Below are 25,023 nucleotides of genomic sequence, written 5' to 3'. Positions count from 1 at the left end.
GAATCGATGCACTTATTCGGGTGAGTCGCGTTTCGCGTGATTCCCCACGAGTTGTACAAGATCCGATTCGGCGAAGGAAGTCTGGGGCGCAGGCATGCCGGTGGCGTGCCTGTGTGATCGCTTCGGAGGAGATGGAATGAACGCGAAGTTCGATGATTTTATCGACGAGAAGGGCCATATCCGGCTCGACTCGGACAGTACGTTGGTCGACTATGTCCAGCGTCACACGCGAGAGAACTCGGACGAGTTGGCGTACCGCTACATCGACTATTCGCGGGACCGTGACGGCGAAGCCCACGAGCTGACCTGGGAACAGTTCGGTCATCGCCTGCGTGCTGTCGCCGCCCGCCTCCAGCAGGTCACCAAGCCGGGCGACCGTGTCGCCGTCCTCGCGCCGCAGGGTCTCGACTACGTCATCTCGTTCTTCGCCGCAATCCACGCCGGCACCATTGCGGTGCCGCTGTTCGATCCCGACGAGCCCGGTCACACCGACCGCCTCCACGCCGTCCTCGGTGACTGCAAGCCCTCCGCGATCCTCACGGCCACCTCCTCCGCCGCGGGTGTTCGCCAGTTCTTCCGGTCACTTCCCGCAGCCGAACGCCCTCGCATCATCGCGGTCGACGCCATTCCCGACAGCGTCGGCGACAGCTGGGTTCGCCCCGAGATCGACCTCGACGACATCGCCTACCTGCAGTACACGTCCGGGTCCACGCGTGTTCCCGCCGGTGTCGAGATCACCCACCGTGCGGTGGGCACCAATGCCCTGCAGATGGTCGACTCCATCGAGCTCAACGAGAACTCGCGCGGCGTCACGTGGCTGCCCCTGTTCCACGACATGGGCCTGCTGACGGTCATCCTGCCTGCGCTGGGCGGCAAGTACATCACCATCATGAGTCCGCGTGCCTTCGTGCAGCGTCCGTACCGCTGGATCAAGGAGCTTGCCGCGGTTTCGGACGGCGCGGGCACCTTCGCCGCTGCCCCCAACTTCGCCTTCGAGCACGCGGCCGCCCGCGGTCTGCCGAAGAACGGCGAGAGCCTCGACCTGAGCAACGTGATCGGCCTCATCAACGGCAGCGAGCCGGTGACGACGTCGTCGATGCGCAAGTTCAACGAGGCGTTCGCGCCCTACGGTCTGCCCAAGACGGCGATCAAGCCGTCGTACGGCATGGCCGAGGCCACCTTGTTCGTGTCGGCTACCCGGCACTCGGACGAGGCCCGGGTCATCTACGTCGACCGCAACGAACTCAATGCGGGACGCGTCGTCAAGGTCGATCAGGACGCCGAGAACGCGATCCCGCAGGTGTCCTGCGGATACGTGGCGCGCAGCCAGTGGGCGGCGATCGTCGATCCGGAGACGGGCATCGAGCAGCCCGACGACCGGGTCGGGGAGATCTGGCTGCACGGTGAGAACATCGGCACCGGCTATTGGGGGCGCACCGACGAGACCGCGGAAACGTTCCACAACAAGCTGACCAACCGGCTCGTCGAGGGCAGCCACGCCGAGGGCACACCCGAGGATGCCAATTGGATGCGGACCGGGGACTTCGGCGTCTACATCGACGGTGAGCTGTTCATCACGGGCCGCGTGAAGGACCTCGTGATCGTCGACGGCCGCAACCACTACCCGCAGGATCTCGAATTCTCCGCGCAGGAGGCGAGTAACGCCCTGCGACCCGGTTTCGTGGCCGCGTTCGCCGTCCCGGCCAACCAGTTGCCGTCGGTCGTGTTCGAAAACACACAATCGGGGCTGTCGTTCGATCCCGACGATTCCTCGGAGCAGCTCGTCATCGTCGCCGAGCGTGCTCCCGGCGCCGGCAAGGCCGATCCCCAGCCCATCTCCGACACGGTGCGGGCAGCCATCTCGAGCAGGCACGGTGTGACCGCACGGGACATTCTATTGGTTCCGGCGGGATCGATTCCGCGTACGTCGAGCGGCAAGATCGCCCGCCGCGCGTGCAAGGCGAGCTACATCGAAGGGACCCTGCGTGGCGGATACACGCAGACGGCGTTCCCCGATAGCGTTTCCGACTAGTCCACTTTCTGACGGGTAGCTTGGTGAGTTGATGGCTGAATTGAATGAAGACCGGGGTAGCAGCGCGAGTGCGACCACGAGCGATGCGGACCGGGCGTCGGAGTCTGCCGGCGACATGACGGTTGCGCAGCTGCGTGAGTGGCTCCGTAACTGGGTCGCCGACGCCACCGGCCAGCCGGTCGCCCAGATCACCGACGACCGCCCGATGGAAGAGTTTGGCCTCTCGTCCCGCGATGCCGTCGCCTTGAGCGGCGAGATCGAGGAACTGGTCGGCGTGACGCTCACCGCGACGGTCGCCTATCAGCATCCGACCATTGCCTCGCTCGCCACGCGCATCATCGAGGGTGAGCCCGAGCAGATCGACGATTCGGCCGATGCTGCGTACTACGCGTCCGCGCCGACGTCGGACTCGCACGACATCGCGATCGTGGGACTCTCGACCCGGTTCCCGGGAGCGGGGGAGACCCCCGTCGAGATGTGGGAGATGCTCGCGCAGGGCCGCGACGGCATCACCGACCTCCCCGAGGGACGGTGGGAGGAATTCACCGCCGACCCGCAGATCAAGGCGGCGGTCGAGAAGGCCAACACACTGGGTGGCTACCTCGATGACGTGAAGGGTTTCGACGCGGAATTCTTCGCCATGTCTCCGCTCGAGGTCGTCAACGTCGATCCGCAGCAGCGCCTCGCGATGGAGTTGACCTGGGAGGCTCTCGAGCACGCCCGCATTCCCGCGAGCGATCTCAAGGGCGAGCAGGTCGGTGTGTTCATCGGCAGCTCGGCCAACGATTATCAGATGCTGGCGGTCAGTGCCGAGGGCGGCGCCCACCCGTATGCGCTGACCGGCACGTCGACGGCGATCGTCGCGAACCGTGTCTCCTACTTCTACGACTTCCGCGGGCCTTCCGTCGCGCTCGACACGGCGTGCTCCTCCTCGCTGGTCGCCGTGCACCAGGCGGTGCGTTCGCTGCGGACCGGTGAATCCGACGTCGCGCTTGCCGGTGGCGTCAACATGCTCATCGCGCCCCCCGGGACCCTCGGGTTCGACCAGCTCGGTGTGATGGCCGCCAACGGCCGCATCAAGGCATTCTCCGCTGACGCCGACGGCATGATCCGGGCAGAAGGCGGCGGACTCGTCGTTCTGAAGCGCCTCGAAGATGCCGAACGCGACGGTGACAAGGTTCTGGCCGTGATCGCCGGTAGCGCGGTCAACCAGGACGGCCGCTCCAATGGTCTCGCGGCCCCGAACCCGGACGCTCAGGCCGATGTGCTGCGACACGCGTACCGGGACGCCGGCATCAATCCTTCGGCTGTCGACTACATCGAAGCTCACGGCACCGGCACCATCCTCGGTGATCCGATCGAGGCCGACGCGCTCGGTCGCATCGTCGGGCGTGGGCGTGCCGACGACAAGCCTGCGCTCCTCGGGTCCGCCAAGACCAACTTCGGCCATCTCGAGGCAGCCGCCGGTGCGGCGGGGCTCATCAAGGTCGTGCTGGCAATGCAGGAAGACACCCTGCCGCCCACCCTGAACTATGCGGGACCCAACCCGTACATCGCGTTCGACAAGGCACACCTGCAGGTCATCCCGGAAGGTGCGGCCTGGCCGCGCTACTCGGGCGCCGCGGTGGCCGGTGTCTCCGGATTCGGATTCGGTGGCACCAATGCTCATGTCGTCGTGCGGGAATACACCGGGCCGGTTGCGGACGAGGAAACCACCGGCGCCGACAGCGCCGACGCGACAGACGTCGCCGCGCAGGTCGATGAGACCGCGGCTGTGGAAGAGACTGCGGCTGTGGAGCAGACCGTCGTCCTTCCGGTGTCGGGCGCGCTGCCTTCCCGACGTCGCCGTGCCGCCGCCGATCTCGCCGACTGGTTCGAGACGGAAGAGGGCAGCACCACGCCCCTCGCCGATGTCGCTCGTGCCCTCGCGCGCCGCAATCACGGTCGTTCCCGGGCCGTGGTGCTGGCGAAGACGCGTTCCGAGGCGATCACCGGATTGCGTGCGGTCGCCGCGGGTAAGCCGGGACATGGTGTGTTCTCGGCTGATTCACCGTCGTCGAAGGGCCCGGTGTGGGTGTTGTCGGGCTTCGGTTCACAGCACCGCAAGATGGCCAAGCAGCTGTATCTCGAGAATGCTGTGTTCGCTGCGGCCATCGACGAAGTGGACGCGCTGATCGAGGACGAGGCCGGCTACTCCATGAAGGAGAAGTTCCTCGACGACAGCGTCGACTACGACGTCGAGACGTCGCAGGTGGGCATCTTCACGATCCAGATCGGCCTGGCGGCGTTGCTCCGCCATCACGGCGCCGAGCCGGAGGCCGTGGTCGGTCACTCCATGGGCGAGGCCGCGGCGGCATTCATCTCCGGTGGTTTGCCGCTGGAGGATGCAGTCCGGGTGATCTGCGCCCGTTCGCGTCTGATGGGTGAGGCCGAGGCCACGCTCGAGGGCGACGACATCCGCCTGATGGCGCTCGTCGAGTACAGCGCGGCCGAGATCGAGACCGTTCTCCCGGACTTCCCGCACCTCGAGGTCTGCGTGTACGCGGCCCCGACCCACACGGTGATCGGCGGACCCGAGTCCGAGGTCAACGCAATCGTCGCGCGGGCCGAGGGTGAAGAGAAGATGGCCAGGGTCCTTCAGACGAAGGGCGCGAGCCACACCTCACAGGTGGACCCGCTGCTGGGCGAGCTGGCCGCCGAACTGGCCGGAATCGAACCCACCAAGCTGAAGTGCGGCGTGTACTCGTCGGTCGATCAGGACACCTTCTACCGCGCCGGCCATGAGCCGATCCACCGCGAGGAGTACTGGACCAAGGGTCTGCGGCACAGCGTGTACTTCACCAACGCCGTGCGCCTCGCCGTCGGAAGCGGGCACACCACGTTCGTGGAGCTCGCCCCGAACCCGGTGGCCTTGATGTCGGTGGCTGCCACGGCCTTCGACGCCGGTCTGCACGACATGCAGCTCATCCAGACGCTCAAGCGCAAAGAAGACGAGCCGCTCGGTGTGCTCGCCGCGCTGGCGCAGCTGTACGTCCACGGACACGCGGTCGACCTGTCGTCGTTGCTGCCCGCCGGCGACTACGCGTCCGTGCCGCGCACGGCGTGGCTCCGGAAGCCGTACTGGGTGCACAGCCGCATCACGTCGAGCGGCAACAACCGAGTTCCCGGTGCGCACGTGTCGTTGCCCGACGGTCGCCACGTGTGGGAAGTCCAGGCCGATGCGGTCACCGACCTGCCCGCGTTGGTCACCGCCGCCGCGGCCCAGGTGCTGTCGGATGTCGCTCTGACTGCGTCGATTTCCCATGCCGACGTTCCGGCGGACGGAACCCTCACCACCACGCTCACCACCCATCCCGGTGGTGCGTCCGTTCAGGTGCATGCCCGGACCGCGTCCGGTTTCACGCTGCTGTTCGATGCTGCGGTCTCCTCGGGAGCGGTGCTTCCGGAGCCTGTCGCTACCGCGGCGCCGGCGGCCGAGCCGGTGGAGGAACTGCCCGAAGTCGTCGAAGACATCGGGGACAAATGGGACCCGAACGGTTCGCAGTCGCTGGATGATCGCCTGGCGCTGATCGTTGCGGAGTCGATGGGTTACTCACCCGAGGATCTGCCTGCCGAGATCCCGCTCATCGAACTGGGCCTCGACTCGCTGATGGCGGTGCGCATCAAGAACCGCGTCGAGTACGAGTTCGACATCCCGCAGCTTCAGTTGCAAGCCGTCAAGGACGCGAACCTCATGGAGGTGGGCAAATACCTGCGATACGCGGTGGAGAACCGTGAAGAGGTGCAGGCGCTCGCCGACAAGCAGAAGGCCGAGAGGGAGGCCGCCGAGGCCGCTGAGGCTGCGGAGGCCGCCAATGATGCGGAGGCCGCGGAGGCCGCCAATGATTTGGAGGCCGCCAACGTTTCGGAGGCTGTGACCGAAGCCGCCGCTCCGGTGTCCGCGGCTGTGCCCGAACCCGCCCGACCGGAAAGCGTTGTCGCGAACGGCAATTCGATGGACAGCAAGGAAGCGTTCGCCGATGCGACGGGTTCGGACGTCCCACCGCGTGATGCGGCCGAGCGACTGACCTTCGCGACGTGGGCCGTTGTCACCGGTGAGTCCGCGAAAGGCATCTTCAACACGTTGCCGATCGTCGGTGACGAGGTGGCGGAGAAGCTGGCCGCACGCCTGTCCGAGCGTGCGAATGGGGACATCACGTTCGACGACGTCCTCGATGCCACCACCATCGAGGAGCTGGCCAATGTGGTCCGCGGATTCCTCGAGGATTCCGGCAAGATCGACGGGTTGGTGCGCACACTGCGTGCGCGTCCCGAAGGGTCCACTGCCGTACCGGTATTCGTGTTCCATCCGGCCGGTGGTTCGACCGTCGTGTACGAGCCGCTGCTCAAGCGACTGCCCGAGGGCACGCCGATGTACGGGTTCGAGCGCACGGAAGGTCCGATCGAGAAGCGGGCCGCCGAGTACCTTCCCTTGATCCGTGAGATCCAGGGCAACGGGCCGTACGTGCTGTACGGCTGGTCGCTCGGTGGTGTGCTGGCGTACGCGGTGGCGAAGCTGCTGCGGGCCGAGGGTGCCGACGTCCGGATCGTCGGCCTGATCGATACCGTCATGGCGGGTGAAGAGGTGCCGGAGACTCCGGACGAAATCCGGAAGCGCTGGCAGCGTTACGCGGCGTTCGCGAAGAAGACCTACAACGTCGACTACCCGCTGCCGTACGACAAGCTCGCGGCGGCGGGCAGCGACGAGGAACAGGTCAAGATCCTCACCGAGCTGCTGAAGCTGAGCGGCACCAAGATCCCCGGCGGCATCATCGAGCACCAGCGCACGTCGTGGCTCGACAATCGGGCCATCCAGACTGCCGAACTGGAGCAGTACGACGGCGAGGTGGTCCTGTACATGGCCGACCGCTATCACGACGACGTCATGCAGCTCGAGCCCGCTTTCAAGACTCGTAAGCCCGACGGCGGCTGGGGTGACGCGGTGGAGAACCTGGAGATCATCCACGTCGGTGGCGACCACCTGCAGATCGTCGACGAGCCGTACATCGCGAAGGTCGGGGCCGATCTCACCAAGAAGCTGGCGGCCATCCACGCCGTCGGAATCGGAGCACAGTAGTGACCACGACCACCGCAGAGAAGCTGGCGGAGCTGCGCGAAAAGCTCGACGTCGCCAAGGAACCGGCGGGAGAGCAGGCGATCGCCAAACGTGCGAAGAAGGGCATTCCCAGCGCACGGGACCGCATCGACATGCTCCTCGACCCCGGGAGCTTCATCGAGGTGGGCGCGCTGATGCGCCAGCCCGGTGACCCCAACGCCCTGTACAGCGACGGTGTGGTCACCGGCCACGGCACCGTCGACGGACGCCCGGTCGCAGTGTTCTCGCACGACCAGACCGTGTTCGGTGGTTCGGTCGGTGAGATGTTCGGCCGGAAGGTCGCGGCGATCATGGAATTCGCGGCCAAGATCGGCTGCCCCTGCGTGGGCATCAACGATTCCGGCGGCGCCCGAGTGCAGGACGCGGTCACCTCGCTGGCGTGGTACGCCGAGCTCGGCCGCCGGCAGGAGCCGCTGTCCGGGATGTGCCCGCAGATCTCGATGATCCTCGGTAAGTGTGCCGGTGGGGCCGTGTACGCGCCCATCAACACCGACATCCTGGTGGCCACCGAGGAGTCGTACATGTTCGTGACCGGACCCGACGTGGTCCGGAAGATCACGGGCGAGGACGTCAGCCTCGAAGAACTCGGTGGCGCCCGGAACCAGGCGCAGTACGGCAACCTGCACCATGTCGCGGCCGACGAGAAGGCCGCGTTCGAGTGGGTGCGCAAGTACCTCAGCTTCCTGCCGTCGAGCTGCATGGAGCAGCCGCCGGTGGTCAACCCGGGTCTCGAACCGGAGATCACGGACTCGGACCGCGATCTGGACACCTTCATTCCCGACGCCGACAACGCCGGCTACGACATGCACGACATCCTGCTGCGGATTTTCGACGACGGCGAGTTCCACGAGATCGGCGGGCAGGTCGCGCTCAACATCATTACCGGCTTCGCCCGCGTGGACGGACGCACGGTCGGCGTGATCGCGAACCAGCCGCTGGTCGCGGCGGGCGCCCTGGATGCCCAGGCCTCGGACAAGGCCGCGCATTTCATCCGCATCTGCGACGCCTTCGACATCCCGCTGGTGTTCGCCGTCGACACCCCGGGATTCCTTCCAGGTCTCGAGCAGGAGCGGATCGGCGTCATCAAGCGGGGCGGCCGGTTCATCTTCGCGTTCGTGACGGCGACGGTGCCGAAGGTGACCGTCGTGATCCGCAAGGCGTACGGCGGCGCGTACGCGGTCATGGGGTCCAAGCAGCTCGGTGCCGACATCAACTTTGCGTGGCCCACCGCCCGCATCGCCGTCATGGGCGCCGAGGGTGCCGTCGATCTCATCGGCCGCCGTCAGATCGAGGCCGCCGGCGAGAACGCACCCGCGGTCCGGCGTCAGCTGATCAACTTCTACAACGAGAACATCGCAACGCCGTACATCGCCGCCGAGCGCGGCTACATCGACGCGGTGATCGAGCCCTCCACGACCAGGCTCGAGATCCGTAAGGCGCTGACGATGCTGCGCGACAAGACGGTGCAGCGCAATCCGCGCAAGCACGATCTGATGCCTCTCTAGCTGATCCGCGGCGATCAAGGCCGATGTCACACAGTCCGATTCGATTGCTGTGACATCGGTTCGGCGCCGTCGCCACCGCCGAACCCTGCGGGAAGTCCCGGCGACCGCTGAGTGTGCCCGGTGACGGCGAACACCGAGGGACGCGGACGAGAAGCTGCGAGCGACCGGGCGGCGCGAAGGTCTGCCAGCACCGTCGCCGGTGCCGCCGAAATCTGCTCGGGCGAGTGACTGACCACGACGATGCCCTCCCGCTGCATGCGCGCCCGCCGAATGATGGTGGCCTCGTGCAGTTCCGGGGAGAAGTGATACCTCGGCGAGTCGAGCTCCCATGCCAGGGCCACGTCGTCGAGCCACCCCTCCGGGCGGGCGAGCCACTGCCCCGTCGCAGAGAGCACGTCGACGCCCTGCTGCAGTGGCGGAAGATCACTCGAGCCGTACAACATTCGGGCGTGAACCTCGGCGACGGAGTGCGCGTCTTCGCTGAGCTCCCGCAGTACCGCGCGCGGCACATGGCTTCCGCGGTGGCTGCCCGACGCCAGTTCGCGCGCCAGGTCGTCGACGGTGACGTCGCCGCGCTGGATTCCGTCGGCGAGCAGCGCACGACACCTGTCGGGTAGCAGGGTCCGCCGCGCCGCATCCAGGAGGCTGCGTTCGGGAGGTGCGAGCCGGAGCAGTCCACGCCGGACCGGGGTGGGCATCCGCCACGTCCGCTCGACCTTCACATACGCCCAGTCACGTCGATAGCAGACAGACGGAACGAGCAGCAGCACATCGTTTCTCGACGCCGACCGGTTGTACCCGAGAGCGGTGAGCGCCGCGTGCCCGGACAGCATCGAGTCGGGCCCGCCGTACTCGAGCGCCGCCAGGTTCCGTTGCAGCGTCGTCGGCGGCCCGCTGTGCAGCAGGATCACGCCGGGCAGGATGCGCTGCCACGGGCCACGCTCACCGCAGCGGGCGGAGATGGTTCCCTTCGCGATGCCCAGCCGTTCCAGCTCGGCCGTCCGCACCACCGCGTCCCGGCTGATCGAGGTGATGGCAGAAAGGTCGTCGGCCCACGTTCCACGTCGCATGGATCAGAGCATGCCGGGCCCTGCCGGTGTCACCTCCGGGAAAGTGCAGGTGGCACTTTTGCCCTGTGGATGAACCGGAAGTTGTGGATAACTCGCGCTACGGGCTGTCGTACACCCGCAGGGTGCCGGGCGACCACAGTCCGGACCTGGTGCTGGTGGCGGTGTCGACCGTGGCCGCGGTGGCGTCCGGGTAGTAACGGTCGAAACGCTCGAGCGAGCCCCAGTCCCGACCCCAGTCGTCCCGCATGTAGGTGGGGATGGCGGTGGCGCCTGCCAGCAGTCCGGTGAACCCGAGCGGGCCACCGTTCTCGGCGGACTGCCAGGTGTCGGTGGAGCTGACGGCGAGTGGCCGGTCGGGGAGGATGCGATAGTTCGGCATCTCCGCGACCCCGTTCTGGTGGTCGAACGGTCGCTGGCACGGGAATTGAAGCCCCACGGCCCAGTCGAGGAGAACCGGCTGCGTGCTGCCGATCGTCGAGTTGAGCGTGTCGAGCGTCGGAACCCGCGGCGGGGTGAACGCGAGCCACTGGTCGCCGGTGAGGTTGGGATCGTTCGCGATGATCCGGACCGCGTCGGTGTCGGGGGCGAGCTCGTCGATGGGGACCCGCAGGTTCCGCCACGACGGCGCGGGCCCGATGTCCTTGGGCAGGTAGGTGCCCTGGATCTGCACGGTGCCGTCGGGCTGACGCTTGCCGTACTCGACGAGGAGGGACTGCCCGTAGGTGGTGGCGCCGGTCGGGTCGACCGACCAGATACGTCCGGCGGCCGACATGACGACGAGCGGGGAGTTCTCGCTGCGCTCGGGAAGCGCGTACCAGCTGGACGACAATGTGGCCGGTTCCTGGACGCCTTCCTGGTAGCTGCCCATGACCGGGGTGGTGCTGGGGTCGAGTCCGAACGGCAGCTTGGCGGTGCTGCCGTTGACACCGGTGCGGCCGGTGCCGCCGCTGGTGCCGGCGCTGCCGCCGGTCTCGAAGCTGGGGCCGACGCTCTGGTTGTCGGTGTTGCCCATGCCCTGTTTGACCTCGACGTAATCGGCGGTGAGGTCGGCGGGCACACCGTTGGGGGAGAAGCCGGTGGGCGCAGCGCCGCCGAGTGGATCGGCGGGGTCGGCCAGCGGCGTCGTGGGGTCGGGGATGGGTGCGAGATTGCCACCGTTGGTGTCGCCTTCGACGAGGACGTCCTCGGCGAGGCCGCACGTCTGACCGGCAACGGAGTCGAAGTTGGATCGTGCCAGCGAATACGCCGGGTATTGGGACACCGCGCCCTTGAGCAGGGAGACCATCTCGAACAGCACCATGACCCCGGCAATGACGGTGAGCGGTGCGGCAGCGAACTTCCTGATGCGCCTGCCCTTTTCGGTGTTGGGCCGGACGGGCGGCGCGGCGAAACCTTCACGCAGGTACTGCCAGGCGGCGAGGGCCACCGCGAGTCCGAAGAGGACGAGGAATAGGGTGTTCGACTCGCGGCCACCCAGCGACACCGTCTTGTCGAACCACGGCACCCCGAAGCTCGACACATACCAGTACCCGTTGATGCCGGCGAAGGTCAGCGCGAGCATCAACAGCAGTCCGGCGAGGAAGATGGTGCGGTTGCGGCGCGACCGCAGCGCGGACGCCGACACCGCCACGGCGGTGAGCGCAGCGAGTGAACCGGCGATGCCCGCGTACGCCCCGAAGTGGTGGGTCCACTTGGTGGGGTTGAACATCATGAAGAAGATCGTTCCGAACACCACTCCGAGCAGGCGCCACGACGGTCCGGTTGCGGCACCGGGAATTCGCCTGCGCCGCAACAGAATGAACAGTGTGGTGAGCAGACACAGGATCATGGTGAGGAACGCGAACCGGCGAGCGACGGATCCGTCGACGGTCGGCACGAACAGGTAGTAGTAGCGCAGGAAGTCCTTGTACCACTCGAGGTTGGGGCCGATCAGAGTGCGGACCCGGGTGGCTTCGAGGACGGCCGCCAGGGTCTGATCGGCGAACACCACGACCAGGACGATGGTGCCGGCGGCGGCGATCGGCGCCAGCAACGGCAGCGTCCCCACCTGTCGGTGACGTTTGACGATGATGCGGACCAGCGGCCGGGTGCCGGCGAGGAGGGCGGCCACACACATCAGGCCGGTCGGGGCTGCCGCGAGTGTGAAGGCACCGATGAGCACGGCAACGGCTGCGGGCAGGAGCCGCCCGGTCGCGATCGCGCGCTCGATGGAGCACCAGGTGAGCAGCGCACCGAGGGCGACGATGGGTTCGGGACGCAGGCCGTTGTTGTAGGGCAGCCAGAACGCGAGGAAGACGAGTCCTCCGGTCCACAGTGCCACCTTGTTGCGGCGCACGGAGCGTCCGAGGCGGGGAGCCACCTCGCGGCTGATCACGAGCCAGCAGAGAATTCCGGCGATCAGGGCGGGCAGACGAATGAAGGGGCTGGCCGTCGAGATCTTCGCCATCGCGGCCAGGACGTCGTAGTACCAGCCGAACGGGGCCTCGGGGACACCGAACCAGCGGAAATAGTTGGCCATGTATCCGGCGTGGTCGGACACCCGCGCCATGGTGAGCAGATATCCGTCGTCCGACGTGTTGGCACCGATGAAGTGCCAGACGACGAGGGTGCCGACGACGAGGGTGTCGAGGCCGGTGAACTTCCACCAATGCGACGGGAAGAAGTTGCGGTGCCCCCGTCCGTCCGTGCCGTCGAGTCTGCCGAGGGCGACCATGGCGATGGCCGTGGTGAGGAGCGCCACGATCATGGCGACGAGCTTGATCAGCGTGGGGCTCGACGAGAACCGGGAATCGACGTCCATCGTGAACGAGAGGCCGGCCGGGGCCGCGCCGTTCGGGAGATCACTGAAGACCCCGACCACCTGCGGCCGCAGGTCGCCGGTCAGCTGACCGGCGATGGGAACCCCGGTGGGGGTGCGGAGGCCGACGAACTCCGCCGAGGTGGTGTCGATGTCGGACGTGATGCGGATCTCCGAGCAGGCGCCCGACTGCACCTGTTCGCGCGGTGCCGTCGCGATGGTGACGTTGCGGTCGAGGACGTCGACGGACTTGTCCGACACGCGCACGAACATCGCGTTCAACGCGGCGCCGTCACCCTGCGCGGGTGCGGTCGAGAGCAGGATGCCGCCCCGCTCGGGCAGCTCCGCGACGGCGGAGCACGGGATCGTGGCCGACAGGGCGACCGGTACCTGCGACATCAGCGGTGCCTCGAGGTCGCTGACCTGGCCGTTCTCCGGCCAGTTGACCGTTGCGGTGCTCTGCTCCACGGGCATGAACGGGGTGGCCAACGCCAGCACCAACCCGATGAGGCCGGTGACGACGGCGACCAGACGAGCGGTCCGGTACTCGCCCCGTCGGTCCTGCCGGGCAGGCGGCGGGGCAGCTGCGGGTTCGGACACAGGGATTGTCACGGCGTCGGGCACGGTTGTCGATGGTATGTCAGGAACCTGAGGAGTCATATCGGCGGTTCCCTACGCCAAGCAAGAACTTACCCGTCGGTAACGAGTGTGCAAACTAGTAGCGAACGGGTCCTGCCGACCAGGTGCCGGACCTGGTGACCTCTTCCGTGTCCACCTGTGCCGGGGTCGTGACAGCATCGCGCGGCGTGAACCGCTCGAGGGAGCCCCAGTCGCGGTCCCAGTCGTTCGACAGGTAGGTCGCGAGGGTGCTCGCCGACAGCAGCTGGTCGGTCCACCCCAGCGGGCCACCGCCGATTCTGTCCTGCCACGCGTTCGTGGACTCGGCGCCGATGCGGTCGGGCAGAACCCGCCACTGCGGCACCTCCGCGACGCCGTACCGGTGGTCGAAGGGGCGCTGGCAGGGGAATGCGAGCCCGACCGCCCAGTCCAGCAGCACCGGATCGGTCGATCCGACCACCGTCTGCAGTGTCTGCATCTTCGGCACCCGCGGTGGAGTGACGGCGAGCCACTGGCCGGGGTCGGTATCCGGGTCCTCGGCGACGAGCCGGACGGCATTCGCGTCGGCGGGCAGCAACTCGAGCGGCACACGCAGGTTTCGCCAGGACGGCGACGGTCCGATGTCGATCGGATCGATGCTGCCCAGTGTGGTGACGGATCCGTCGGGGCCGGTGGAGCCGTACTCCACCTTCAGGATCTGCCCGGGCGTGACGACACCGTCCGCATCGACCGACCGGATGCGTCCGGCAGCGGACAGGGTCACGATCGGTGCGTCGTCGGTGCGCTCGGGAAGGCCGTACCACCCCGTCGTCAGGGCGGCAGGCTGCTGTTCACCGGTCTGGAAGCTACCGAGGACGGGCGTGCGGGCGGGGTCGAGACCGAACGGCAGCGTGACGGTGCTCCCGTTGACGCCGGCGGTGGCCTCGGTGCCGCCGCCGGTACCGGAACTCGTGCCGGTGGTCGTCTCATCGGTGTCGGAATCGACGGTGTTGGCCCCGCCCTTGCTGATCTTCTCGGAGTCGGCGGTGAGGTCGCGGGCGATGCCGTTGGCCGTGAAACCGTCGGCGGCGGTGGCAGCGAAGGCGCCGGCTCCGTCCGGGTCGGTGATCGGGGCCAGCGGACGCAGAAGTGCCGCGTTGGGGTCGGTCTCCACGAGTACCTCGTCGGCGAGGGCGCAGGTGCCGCCCGTCATCGACTCGATGTTCGCCTTCCCGATGGAGTAGCCGGGGTACTGGGCGACCACTCCCTTCAGCAGCGACAACACCTCGAACAGGACAACGGCACCGGCGGCGATGGTCAGCGGTGACGGAGCCAGTACGCGGGCACGTTTCCCATCGGGCTCGGTGTCTTTCCTGTAAGGCTCTCGGACGTGGTACCAGGCGGCGAGGAGCAACGCGAGCACGGTGAGACCGAGGAACAGGGTGGAGAAACCCTTCCCGGCCAGCATCGGCGGCTTGTCCCACCACGGGACTCCGTAGCTCGAGACGTACCACCAGCCGTTGGATCCGGTGAAGGCGACGGCGAGGATGAAGAGGATGCCCGCGGCGAACAGGGTGCGGTTGCGTTTGGAGCGGATGCTTCGGGCCCCGACGCCCACCGCGGCGAGCACGGCCACCGATCCGGCCAGCCCCGCGTACACGCCGAAGTGGTGGGTCCACTTGGTCGGCGTGAACATCATGAGCAGGAGCGATGCGAAGACGATGCCGAGAATGCGGCGTGACGGGCCGATAGCCGTGCCCGGCACCTTGCCCTTGCGCAGGATGAGCATCACGCAGAGGACGACGCAGAGCAGCATGACGAACACACCGAACCGGCGTGCGAGCGAGCCGTCGGGGGAGATGCCGAGCAACGCGTCCCAGCGCACCCGTTCGTCGAACCAGGCAACGTTGGGGCCCACGGCTGTCCGCACGCGGGTCGACTCGAGCACGGTCGCCAGTGTCTGATCGGCGAAGACGGCTACGAGCACAACGGTGCCCGCAGCGAGGACGGGCAAGATCTGCGACGCGAACCCCACGCGGTGACCCCGCGCGATGACGATGCGCAGGATGGGCCTCGCACCCGCGATCAGTGCGGCGATGCAGATCAGACCCGACGGACCCGCGGCGAGGGAAAAGGCCGCGATCAGCACGGCCACCGCGCCGGGAAGCAGTCGTCCGGTCGCGATGGCGCGTTCGATGGAACACCAGGTGAGTAAGGCGCCGAGCGCGATCACCGGTTCGGGGCGCAGGCCGTTGTCGTAGGGCAGCCAGAACGCGAGGAAGACCAGCCCGCCCGTCCAGAGGGCAGTCCTGTTGCGCCGCACCGCGACACCGAGGCGGGGAATGACTTCCCGGCTGATCACCATCCAGCACAGCAGCGCCGCGAGGAGAGTGGGGAGCCGCATCCACATGCTCGCCGTGCTCACCTTGACGAGCGCCGCGAGAAGCTCGTACGACCAGCCGAACGGTGCTTCCGGCACCCCGAACCAGCGGAAGTAGTTGGCCATGTAACCCGACTGCTCGGACACCCGGGCCATCCCCAGCAGGTAACCGTCGTCGGACGTGTTGGCTCCGATCACGTGCCACAGCAGCAACGTCCCGATCACCACGGCATCGACGCCGGTGAATTTCCACCAGTGGGCAGGCAGGAAGCGGCGGGCGCGCCTGCCATCGATGCCGTCCACCCGGTGCAGCGCGTACAGCGACGACAGGGTCGCGAGGACGCACACGATCATCGCGAGAAGTTTCAGCAGAGTCGGGCTCGACGAGAACCGGGAGTCGAGGTCGACGTGCACGTTCAACCCGTCCGGGATGCTGCCGCGCAGGTCGGTGAAGATACCGACCATCTGCGGGCGGGCGTCTCCCTCGACCGACCCTGCAACGGGATCCGCGGTACCCGTCACCTCGGCGGACGTGCGCTGGTGGTCGGAGGTGACTTCGATCATGTCGCAGCCCTGCACCTCGGCGCCGGTCGCGGAGATCAGCGTGTTGCCCCGGGTGATGACCTTCACCGTGCCGTCGGCGGCCGCCCGCACCACCAGGCCGGCCGACTCGAAGTCGGGCGCGCCGTTCGGCAGCGTCGAGACGAGGGTGCCGCCCCCCTCGCCGAGCTGTGCCACAGCCGAACAGGGCACGGAGATTTGCATGTTCAGCGGCGCGTAGGACACCAGTGGGGCGTCGACGCTGCCGAGAACACCGTTCTGCGGCCAGTCGATCGAGGCGGCGTCCTGCTCGACCGGCAGCAACGGGATGGCGAGTGCCAGCACGAAACCGAGCAGGCCGGTGACGATCGCGATGAGCCGGGAAGTGCGGATGCTTCGAATGTCGGGCAGCGGCCGCCGCTCCGACGGCGAACGTGTGGGCTTCTCTGCTACTTCGGACGGCACACGACGATGGTAGGCGGTGACTCCCGGCGGGTGCTCCGTCCCCACGGCGTACCGGCCTCACGTCGTGCGGTGCACCGGAGACCCGAGTCCGCGGCCGACCGGCGTCAGGACGCGGCTATGCCTCCGGTCACCGAAGGGGTGAGGGAATCGGCCACCTCGTCGAGCGACAGGCCGAGGACCCGGGCCACTGCTGCGATGGTGAAGAATGCGGGAGTGGCGATGCGTCCGGTCTCGATCTTGCGCAGCGTTTCGACCGAGATGCCCGCGTCGAGCGCGACGGTGACCATGCTTCTGTCTCCCCGGGTGGCGCGCAGCAGCTCGCCCAGTCTCTGCCCGCGTTCGAGTTCTTCGGCTGTCAACGGCACACGCACCATGTGCCATATAGTAATACCGGTATAAAAATTGCACACAGGTAAGGGTGGGTCGTGGTCGAGCTGAAGACGTCAGCCGAGGTGCAGACGATGCGCGCGGCGGGGCAGGTGGTTGCTGCGGCACTGGCCGCGGTACGGAAGTCGGCCGCGGTCGGGGTGAGCCTGCTCGACCTCGACGCCCTGGCCGCCGACCTGATCGTCGGGGCGGGAGCGGTGCCGCTGTTTCGCGACTACCACCCGAGCTGGGCGCCCTCTCCCTTCCCTGGATCTCTGTGCACGAGTGTGAATGATGCTGTCGTGCACGGCATCCCGGATCCATATAGACTCCGCGACGGTGATCTGATCAGCGTGGACTGCGGGGCGCGGCTGGACGGATGGTGTGGTGACGCCGCGATCAGTTTCGTCGTGGGCACGGCGGACCTGGCGGACATCGCACTGGTCGCGGCCACCGAAGCGGCACTGGCTCATGGGATTGCGGCTGCGCGCCCCGGAAACCGGTTGGGTGACATCGGTGCGGCCATCGGACTGTATGCGCGCGGCGCCGGTTACGGAATGCTCGCCGATCACGGTGGGCACGGCATCGGCAGGCGTATGCACGAGGATCCACACGTGCCCAACGAGGGTCGCGCGGGCAAGGGTCTGCTGCTGCGCCCCGGAATGGTTCTCGCGATCGAACCGATGCTCATCGCGGACGGCAGTGACGACTACCGCTGCGACGCCGACGGATGGACGCTGCGCACCGTGACGGGAGCCCGCGCCGCTCACAGCGAGCACACGGTGGCGATCGGCGAAGACGGACCGGAAGTGCTGACCCGCTAACCGCTTTCCCGCGTCAGGGCGCGGACGTCCCACACCCAGACGCCGTCCACAGGCGTCGCCGGCTCGCCGATGAGCAGGCGGACCGTCTCACGCAGAACGCGATCGTTGCGGGTGTGTGGGAGCACCAGGACGTCGGCGTTCCAGAAGCGCAGATCCGCCAGCGCCTGGGTCCGCGTCTGCCCTTCGATGTCGGGCACCTTGCCGGACTTCTGCGCCGACGCCAGCAGCAGTGCGGTCGGGCGGTCGTCCGGCCCGTACTTACCCTTCGCATCACTGCCGGCGGGGCCGACGAAGTACCCCCCGGCGATGGGGAAGGCGAGGTCCTGCTCGGTCTGCCAGCGCAGCATTCGCGCATTCTCCGGTGACGGGAGCGGCACGGTCACCACCGATCCGTCGGTGACGTACTGCTTCCACGTTCCTTCGGCGAAGAAGTCGGGTGCGGTGTCCCGTTGCACGACGGCAAGGGGTGTGGGCGCCAACGGAAGCAGGGCGACGGCGAGCCAGCCGATCCACAGCAGAGTTATGGTTCGCTCCCCGGCCCGAGCGGACGCGAGGGCGCGGTCGGTGCCGAGTGCGAGGAGGAGCGCCGCAGCCGGGAGGCAGCCCATGGCGAAGCGTGACTCCAGAACGGATTCGAGGAGGGGAAGATGCGACACGTACTTCCACGGGAGTGGAATTCCCGTATCGGTTCCGCCGATGGTGAGGGTGGACCCGAGCGACAGGACGGCCATCGCCGCAACGGTCACGGTGGCTGCGCGCGCGAGCGGCATCCGCCACAACCACAATCCCGACAGCGTGAGAAGAATCAGGAGCGGCCAGCCGAAGTAGGCGTTCTCTTCGGTGGAGTTCATGCTGAACTCGGCTGTTCCCGGGGCTCCCGCCAGTGAGGAAGTGGGGAAACCGGTGAACGCCTCCGTGTCGTTGCCCACCGGACCGTGCTCGAGCGCGCGGTAACTGTCCGGCCCGAAGAACTGCCACCACAGGGGCAGGGCGGCGATGGACAGGGCGACGCCGCCTGCGATGGCAAAACCCTTGCTGCCCTTGCGTACCGACGTCACAGCGGCGCGGGGACGGGTCGCTGCGAACGCGAGTCCGAACACCGTGAAGGCCAGTGCATAGATCAGAAGTGGTTCTTCGCCCAGAAAGATCTGGTACGCGATCAGCAGGCCGAGGACGACACCGTCCCGCACCGGACGTCGTCCACTGCCGAGCCGGATCACGCCGAGTGCGATGAAAGGAAGGAGGAACAGGGCGACGAAGTTGGGGTGTCCGTTGCTGTGCGAGATGAGGGCGGGGGCGAATCCGCAGACGACGCCGCCGACGGCCGCAGCGAACCGCGAGGCGACGACGTGGCGCGAGAACAGCCAGTACCAGGCGATGGCCGTGCCGGACAGCCCCAGCGTGAGCGCGAGGGTGAACGTGACACCGGGGCCGAACAACAGGGTGACGGGTGCCAGGGGGATGCTGATGCCGAACATCGCCGTGTTGCCCATGAGGTTCACGCCGAGGGGATAGTTCTGGAGGTCGCTCGACAGTGGATTCTCCAGGTGCACCACCGAGTGCGCCGCGACGGCGAAGAACCATTCCCACATGGTCTGGTCCTGGCCACTGCGGACGAGGTAGCCGGTCCCGAGATGTTTCCACTGTCGAACCAGTACGAACACCGCCAGGCCGACGAAGAATGCCACCGCAGCGACATCGGCGGGGTGGGGGCGAATTCGAGAGCGTACGGGGCCGGGGGTCTCGGTGGGAGTGCTCAGGGACCGCTGCGGCGTTCCGACGTCGGTGAGTATCTCAGTCACGCAGGCGCGCCTCCGAATATCCGGGGTCGATGTCGATCGACCGAGGGTACCGGAGGGTCTGATGGGGTATTCGGGGCGTGACGGCAGAAGTGTTGCCCATGTCACAGGAAGTTCATTTGTGAACTTCTGATCAATACGGGGATATTGTTCGCTTCCTGTGGTTACGCTCAGCTTGCTTTTTCGTATCGGTTGCAGTGCACTCTGAATGGGGTCGGCATGACGGACATCACCACATCTCGGTATGGATACAAACGGTTCACGCGCGCAGTGGCTGTTGCAGGAATTGCAGTGCTCGGCATGGTCATGGGCAATGGGACTGCCTCGGCAGGGGTCGACAATTCCAGCTCCGTCGTCGACGCCGGTGGCAATCGCATCGAAGTCCTCCAGGGAGATACCTCCTATCACACGGTTCCCCCGCTCGACGGCGTGCCGACGTCGGTCGAGTTCTTCCACGACGGCTACGCCGCGGTGAACATCACCGGGCCGAACGCCGCGGAGTTCGAAGACACGCAGCTCACTCTCGGCTATCAGATCGGCTACCCGGTGGCGCTCGCCGGTGCGACGATCGTCCTCAACACGCCCAACCTCGACTGGTTCATCGAATCGAACAACGGGATCGATCTCGGGCTGGTTCCCGAGCTGGAACTCGGACTGAATGCCGGTACGGCCGCCGGTATCGGTGGCTCCATCATCCCGTCGCAGGAACTCGACATCGACCTCGAGCCGGGCGGCATCACCACCGTCCCGTTCCTCGAAGGCCAGGAGTTCGACGGACCTTCCGCTCTCGTGCGGATGCAGGGTATGCACGGGTTCATCTCCGGTGCGATCGGTCCGGTCACCATCCGGCCGTATGCGATGGCCGTCACCGCGAACGGTGACTCGGTCATGACCTACGGTGTGCCGCAGAAGCTCAACTAGGCAGCACGCTCGATCGAGTGACTGTGGGAGGCCGCCGGACCGACGTCCGGCGGCCTCTGCCGTGTGGTCTGGACGACGACACCACTGGTGATCCACAACGACACCCCGATCAGTGCGAGGACGAACAGCGCCCAGTGCCCCACGTAGACACCCAGGATCGCCCCGATCGTCAATGCGAGTCCGGCGTGCACCGCAACCTCACCACCCCCGGTGCCGAGCACATGATCTTCGGGACCGGAGAGGTCGCGCGGCGGCCTTCCTGCATCGGGCATGACCGCTCCTCGCCGCAACCTGCATTCCCCTCGAAGGGCGGATGCTTCCGCTCCTGGACTGGGTGCGGAGTTCCCTCGCTCGAGCCGGGATAAACGCGGACCGACCGATCAGTTTCGGGTGACCACCACGAAGGGTCCGGTCTCGGACACCGTGAATCGGGGGTCGTCGAACAGTTCCTTCGGAAACGTCACCGTGTAGCGGCGAACGTTCGGATCGTTGGGGTAGACATCCTCCGCGAGGCGCAAGGTATACCCGTCGGCGCCCTGGCGGAAGACGAAAGCGTCGGGCGCGCGCCACGGCGATGCGTCGAGGGCCGATACCAATTGGTCGGGCGTGTCGAGTTCACTCCAGTCGGCGATGGTCTGTGCGCGACCGGCGAAGTCGGCCAACGGGTTCGAATAGTGGGACGTCAGTGCCTGGAACCCGAGATACGGGTAGAAGCTGAGGAAGGTGGTGTCGGCGGTCAGGACCACCGTGTCGTCACGTTCGCGCGGGATCTGCTCCTGCACGAGTTCGTCCACCTCGGCGAAATGCGCGGCCGCACCGGGCGGACGTTTGTCGGCGCGCTCACCGTTGCCGTCGGTGTCGGTGTAGGCGACGGCGATGTCGGAATCGAGGTGCCGGGGAATGTTCTGGACGAAGGAGAGCCCGCCCAGCACGCCGATCACCAGAATCGCGCCGCGGACTCGGGGATTGTCGCTCGTGGCCAGCAGGAGCCAGCCGGCGAACTCGACGAATCCGAACACACCTGCCGCACCGAGCAGGACGATCAACACCGGCTCGAGCCGGAAGGACAGGAGGGTGTTGCCGAGAGCGGCGAGAGCCATCGACATCATCGACCACACGTAGATGGCCACCACCCCGACCCCGAGCGCCTGCGCGCGACGCGACGTGGTTGCCCGGCCGACCAGCCAGATGGTCCCGAGTAGGCACAGGGCGCCCGTCAGCGAGAAGTGGATCATCGGCAGTGGGAGACGCGCCCCCGCTTCGGGCAGGTAGTGCAGCGCAGTTCCCGACGCGGCAGGCGAGCCGTGGATCACTTCGAGGAGATACGGACCCCAGACCAGGAGGGCAATGAGCCCGGACACCACCGCCACCACGGCCAACCGGAGAAGCGGGTCGATCGCCCCCCGCCACGTCTTCTGCGATCGCACCCGGAGTGCGGCGGCGAGCACCGCAAGCAGGGTCACCGCGAAGGCGGCCAGGCCGAGGTAGAGCGTGTAGAACGTTGCGGCGAGACCGAGGAAGAGTCCGGTGCCGATCACCGCGCCCCAGCCGCCGCGCCCGGACACCCGGTGCAGCCCACCCCAAGCCAGAACGAGGGCGGGCCCGATCAGGAGTGCGATGATCGCCCCGTAGGGCTCGGGAGAACCGTATGCCACGACCAGCGCTGCGGTCGCGAGTGAGACGACGATCGCCAGGTCGTGCCGGATCAGGTTGCTCCACAACACGAGTGCCACCACGGCAGCCACGGCCAGCGACCCGATGGCGTAGGGCTTGAACGCCTCCCAGCCGTCCATACCGAGGAGGTCCGCGACCCGTCCACCGACCCAGAACCACCCCGCCGGGTAGTACGGCGGCAGGTCCGCGTACGTCATGTCGCGCAACGCGGGGGAGTCGGTGAGCCGTGTCAGGTACTCGGTGCGGAATTCCTGATCGACGGAGACACCGTGGAGGTACAGCCGGGTTGCGGCGAGCGGGAGGCCGAGCGTCACCGTCACGAACCCGGACAGGCTCGCCCACGACAGCAGCCTCGCGAACCGCACTGCCCGGTGGCGCCGCACGAGCAGCACCGATACGGCGATACCGGCGACGGCCAGTACCTGGCCGACGGTGGTGACGGCCTGCGTCACATTGGACGAGCTGAAGGCCGGCCACTGCACTCGCGCGAACGCGACGAGTCCGACCGCCGCGACCACTGCGGCGACGACCGCCGCCGAAAACATCTCGGCGGCGGTCGACAGTGCCCGACGGGCGGGGGCTACGCGTGCTTCCGTCACGAGGGCGAAGCTTAGATGGGCAGCTTCTTGAAGATCGGTCGCGGGATGTGCCGCAGGATCATCATCACGTACCGGAAGGCGCCCGGCGCCCAGACCAGCTCCTTGCCCTTCTCCGCCGACGCGACGGCCAGCTTGGCCACGTCTTCCTTGTTCACGGTGAGCGGGGCTTCCTTCACATCCGCGGACATCCGGGTGCGGACCTGACCGGGACGGATCACGAGGACGCGGGGCCCGAACTCGCGCAGTGCTTCACCGAGGCCCAGGTAGAAGCCGTCGAGTCCGGCCTTGGTGGAGCCGTACACGAAGTTCGACCGGCGTACACGCTCGCCTGCGGCGGACGACATGGCGATGATCTGGCCGTAGCCCTGCGCCTTCATCTTCTCGCCGACCAGCACGCCCACCGACACCGCTGCCGTGTAGTTGACCTCGGCGATCTGGACGGCCTTGCGCTGGTTCTGCCACAGTTCCTCGGCGTCACCGAGCAGGCCGAACGCGACGATGGCGACGTCGACGTCCCCCTTCGCCCAGGCTTCGTCGATGACTTTCGGGTGGCTCTCGGTGTCGACGGCGTCGAAGTCGATGACGTCGACGGCGTTCGCTCCTGCAGCCGTCAATTGCGCCACTGCGGCGTCCCGGCCGGGGTCGCCGGGCAGAGCGGCGAGGATCACCCGCATCGGAGCCTTCTTCAGGTACTCCTCGCAGATGGCGAGACCGATCTCGGAGGTGCCACCGAGGAGCAGGAGGGTTTGCGGGTTCCCGACGGCGTTGATCACAGTTCCAACCTTCTGGACATATCGGAGGCGAAGACATTGGTGGGGTCGTACTTGCGGCGGGTGGCGATCCACTCGTCGATCCGCGGGTACATGGAGTGGAAGGTCTCGGCGGTAGTCCGCGAATCCTTGGCGGTGTAAAGGCGTCCACCGAACTTCAGCACGCGCTTGTCGAGCTCGGTGACGAACTCGTTCAAGCCCGGCTTGATCCGGAAGTCGACGCAGATGTTCCAACCGGGGATCGGGAAACTCAGCGGCGCCTGGTTGCCCTCACCGAAGAGCTTGAACACGTTGAGGAAGGAGTGATGCCCCGACTTCTGGATGTCGCGGATAATCGCCTTGAACTCGTCGACTGCCTCCGGCGGCACCACGAACTGGTACTGCAGGAAGCCGTTGGAACCGTACGCACGGTTCCACTCCCCGAACATGTCGAGCGGGTGATAGAACTGCGTCAAGTTCTGCACCTTGCCGCGGTAGGTCCCGGACTTACGGAACCACAGCTCGCCGATCAGCGAGAAGTTGAACTTGTTGGCCAGCCCGTTCGGGAAGATATCCGGGAACGTCATCAACTGCGGTGCGTCGAACGCCAGCGGATTCTTCTGCAGCTTCTCCGGCAGCTGGTCGAGCTTGGCCAGGGAACCGCGGGAGATTGCAGCGCGGCCGAGCTTCGGCGGCGCCGCGATGGCGTCGAACCACGCGCTCGAGTACTCGTAGTTCGCCTCGCTGCCGTCGCTGTGCAGGGCGATCGTCTCGTCGAGGCTGCCCGTGACGTCGCCGTCGGCGATGAAGTACGCCGTCTCGGTGGGCGTCATCTTGATGGTCGCCCGGAGGATGATGCCCGTCAGGCCCATGCCGCCGATCGTCGCCCAGAACAGCGCGCCCTTGGGGTCGTTGCGGCCGCCCTTCGGCGTGAGCTTGCGCACCTGACCGTCGGCGGTGAGCAGATCCAGCGACACGACGTGGTTGCCGAAGCTACCCGCGCTGTGATGGTTCTTCCCGTGGATATCGGAGCCGATGGCGCCGCCGATGGTGACCTGGCGGGTGCCGGGGAGCACCGGGACCCACAGGCCGAACGGCAGGGCGGCCTTCATCAGCTGGTCCAGATTGACGCCGGCATCGACGTCCACCAGATGGGTCTCGCGGTCGATGCGGTGAATGCGGTTGAGCGCATTCATGTCGATGACCAGGCCGCCGGCATTCTGCGCTGGGTCGCCGTACGAGCGGCCGAGGCCGCGGGCGATCACCCCGCGCTGCAGGTGAGAGGGCTTCGACTCGTTCTTCTCCGCGACCTGGGCGACCGCTCGAGCGATCACGTCGACATCGGGAGTGGACAGCACCTGCGCCGTGGTGGGCGCGGTGCGTCCCCAGCCGGTGAGGGTGCGGGTCTGTGTGGGGAGCGCCTGGGTGGGCGTCTCTTCTGCTGTCGTGGACATCGAGATAGAGGCTACCTGGCGGTAGGACCCACCGGCCCTGTGCGTACTTATCAACAGTGGGGGGTTAACAAGTACGCACGGGTGGTTACTCTCGTC

14 protein-coding genes are annotated in these 25,023 nt (G+C 67.0%); 5 read left to right on the top strand and 9 right to left on the bottom strand.

Annotated elements, in window-relative coordinates:
- Positions 1–136: 136 nt before the first annotated feature.
- The 3 genes from fadD32 to L1080_RS23760 all read left to right on the top strand — a co-directional run bounded on the left by fadD32 (position 137) and on the right by L1080_RS23760 (position 8,692).
- Positions 137–2,032 carry a long-chain-fatty-acid--AMP ligase FadD32 gene (fadD32, locus tag L1080_RS23770; protein WP_250765602.1) on the top strand — a complete coding sequence of 632 codons (1,896 nt, stop codon included), beginning with the start codon at positions 137–139 and terminating at the stop codon, positions 2,030–2,032.
- Positions 2,033–2,147: 115 nt separating this feature from the next.
- On the top strand, positions 2,148–7,148 hold the full coding sequence (gene pks13 / locus L1080_RS23765; RefSeq protein ID WP_250766531.1) for a polyketide synthase Pks13: 5,001 nt from the start codon (positions 2,148–2,150) through the stop codon (positions 7,146–7,148).
- Complete coding sequence (locus L1080_RS23760) at positions 7,148–8,692, top strand: acyl-CoA carboxylase subunit beta (RefSeq protein WP_109326052.1); 1,545 nt, start codon at positions 7,148–7,150, stop codon at positions 8,690–8,692. Before pks13 ends, L1080_RS23760 begins: the two co-directional genes overlap by 1 nt.
- Positions 8,693–8,718: 26 nt before the next feature.
- Here L1080_RS23760 and L1080_RS23755 read toward each other — a convergent pair whose 3' ends face one another.
- The 4 genes from L1080_RS23755 to L1080_RS23740 all read right to left on the bottom strand — a co-directional run bounded on the left by L1080_RS23755 (position 8,719) and on the right by L1080_RS23740 (position 16,915).
- Positions 8,719–9,762, bottom strand: coding sequence for a hypothetical protein (locus L1080_RS23755; protein ID WP_250765597.1), 1,044 nt, complete (start codon positions 9,760–9,762; stop codon positions 8,719–8,721).
- A gap of 97 nt (positions 9,763–9,859) precedes the next feature.
- The gene (locus tag L1080_RS23750; protein ID WP_250765594.1) at positions 9,860–13,183 is read right to left on the bottom strand and encodes an arabinosyltransferase domain-containing protein; all 3,324 of its coding nucleotides are present in this window, start codon (positions 13,181–13,183) and stop codon (positions 9,860–9,862) included.
- Positions 13,184–13,274: 91 nt separating this feature from the next.
- Positions 13,275–16,541 (bottom strand): arabinosyltransferase domain-containing protein, encoded by a 3,267-nt coding sequence (locus tag L1080_RS23745; protein WP_374432648.1) that lies wholly within the window; start codon positions 16,539–16,541, stop codon positions 13,275–13,277.
- A gap of 104 nt (positions 16,542–16,645) precedes the next feature.
- A complete protein-coding gene (locus L1080_RS23740) occupies positions 16,646–16,915 on the bottom strand; it encodes a helix-turn-helix domain-containing protein (protein WP_250765591.1) in 270 nt (89 codons plus the stop codon).
- A 51-nt stretch (positions 16,916–16,966) separates the two neighbouring features.
- Between L1080_RS23740 and map the strand changes: the two genes are divergently transcribed.
- Positions 16,967–17,731 carry a type I methionyl aminopeptidase gene (map, locus tag L1080_RS23735; protein ID WP_250765588.1) on the top strand — a complete coding sequence of 255 codons (765 nt, stop codon included), beginning with the start codon at positions 16,967–16,969 and terminating at the stop codon, positions 17,729–17,731.
- On the opposite strand, the gene L1080_RS23730 is transcribed toward map, so the two are convergent.
- On the bottom strand, positions 17,728–19,533 hold the full coding sequence (locus tag L1080_RS23730) for a glycosyl transferase (protein WP_250765586.1): 1,806 nt from the start codon (positions 19,531–19,533) through the stop codon (positions 17,728–17,730). The genes map and L1080_RS23730 overlap by 4 nt on opposite strands.
- Before the next feature lie 216 nt (positions 19,534–19,749).
- Between L1080_RS23730 and L1080_RS23725 the strand changes: the two genes are divergently transcribed.
- A complete protein-coding gene (locus L1080_RS23725; RefSeq protein WP_109326058.1) occupies positions 19,750–20,451 on the top strand; it encodes an MspA family porin in 702 nt (233 codons plus the stop codon).
- On the opposite strand, the gene L1080_RS23720 is transcribed toward L1080_RS23725, so the two are convergent.
- The 4 genes from L1080_RS23720 to L1080_RS23705 all read right to left on the bottom strand — a co-directional run bounded on the left by L1080_RS23720 (position 20,448) and on the right by L1080_RS23705 (position 24,927).
- Positions 20,448–20,723, bottom strand: a complete 276-nt coding sequence (locus L1080_RS23720) for a hypothetical protein (protein ID WP_159918812.1) — start codon at positions 20,721–20,723, stop codon at positions 20,448–20,450. The genes L1080_RS23725 and L1080_RS23720 overlap by 4 nt on opposite strands.
- Before the next feature lie 108 nt (positions 20,724–20,831).
- Positions 20,832–22,670: a galactan 5-O-arabinofuranosyltransferase gene (locus L1080_RS23715; RefSeq protein ID WP_284707410.1), complete on the bottom strand. Its 1,839-nt coding sequence runs from the start codon at positions 22,668–22,670 to the stop codon at positions 20,832–20,834.
- A 65-nt stretch (positions 22,671–22,735) separates the two neighbouring features.
- Positions 22,736–23,497 carry a decaprenylphospho-beta-D-erythro-pentofuranosid-2-ulose 2-reductase gene (locus L1080_RS23710; protein WP_159918813.1) on the bottom strand — a complete coding sequence of 254 codons (762 nt, stop codon included), beginning with the start codon at positions 23,495–23,497 and terminating at the stop codon, positions 22,736–22,738.
- Complete coding sequence (locus tag L1080_RS23705) at positions 23,494–24,927, bottom strand: FAD-binding oxidoreductase (RefSeq protein WP_109326061.1); 1,434 nt, start codon at positions 24,925–24,927, stop codon at positions 23,494–23,496. The genes L1080_RS23710 and L1080_RS23705 overlap by 4 nt, the downstream gene beginning before the upstream one ends.
- Positions 24,928–25,023 lie beyond the last annotated feature (96 nt).

Source organism: Rhodococcus sp. MSC1_016, from assembly GCF_023667485.2.
Classification (GTDB): domain Bacteria; phylum Actinomycetota; class Actinomycetes; order Mycobacteriales; family Mycobacteriaceae; genus Rhodococcus_F; species Rhodococcus_F oxybenzonivorans.
This window is presented reverse-complemented; position numbering and strand designations above follow the sequence as displayed.

Coding starts and splice junctions, on each gene's coding strand:
- fadD32 (WP_250765602.1), top strand. CDS start 137: ATGAACGCGAAGTTCGATGATTTTATCGACGAGAAGGGCCATATCCGG.
- pks13 (WP_250766531.1), top strand. CDS start 2,148: ATGACGGTTGCGCAGCTGCGTGAGTGGCTCCGTAACTGGGTCGCCGAC.
- L1080_RS23755 (WP_250765597.1), bottom strand. CDS start 9,762: ATGCGACGTGGAACGTGGGCCGACGACCTTTCTGCCATCACCTCGATC.
- L1080_RS23740 (WP_250765591.1), bottom strand. CDS start 16,915: ATGGTGCGTGTGCCGTTGACAGCCGAAGAACTCGAACGCGGGCAGAGA.
- L1080_RS23725 (WP_109326058.1), top strand. CDS start 19,750: ATGACGGACATCACCACATCTCGGTATGGATACAAACGGTTCACGCGC.
- L1080_RS23720 (WP_159918812.1), bottom strand. CDS start 20,723: ATGCCCGATGCAGGAAGGCCGCCGCGCGACCTCTCCGGTCCCGAAGAT.
- L1080_RS23715 (WP_284707410.1), bottom strand. CDS start 22,670: ATGTTTTCGGCGGCGGTCGTCGCCGCAGTGGTCGCGGCGGTCGGACTC.
- L1080_RS23705 (WP_109326061.1), bottom strand. CDS start 24,927: ATGTCCACGACAGCAGAAGAGACGCCCACCCAGGCGCTCCCCACACAG.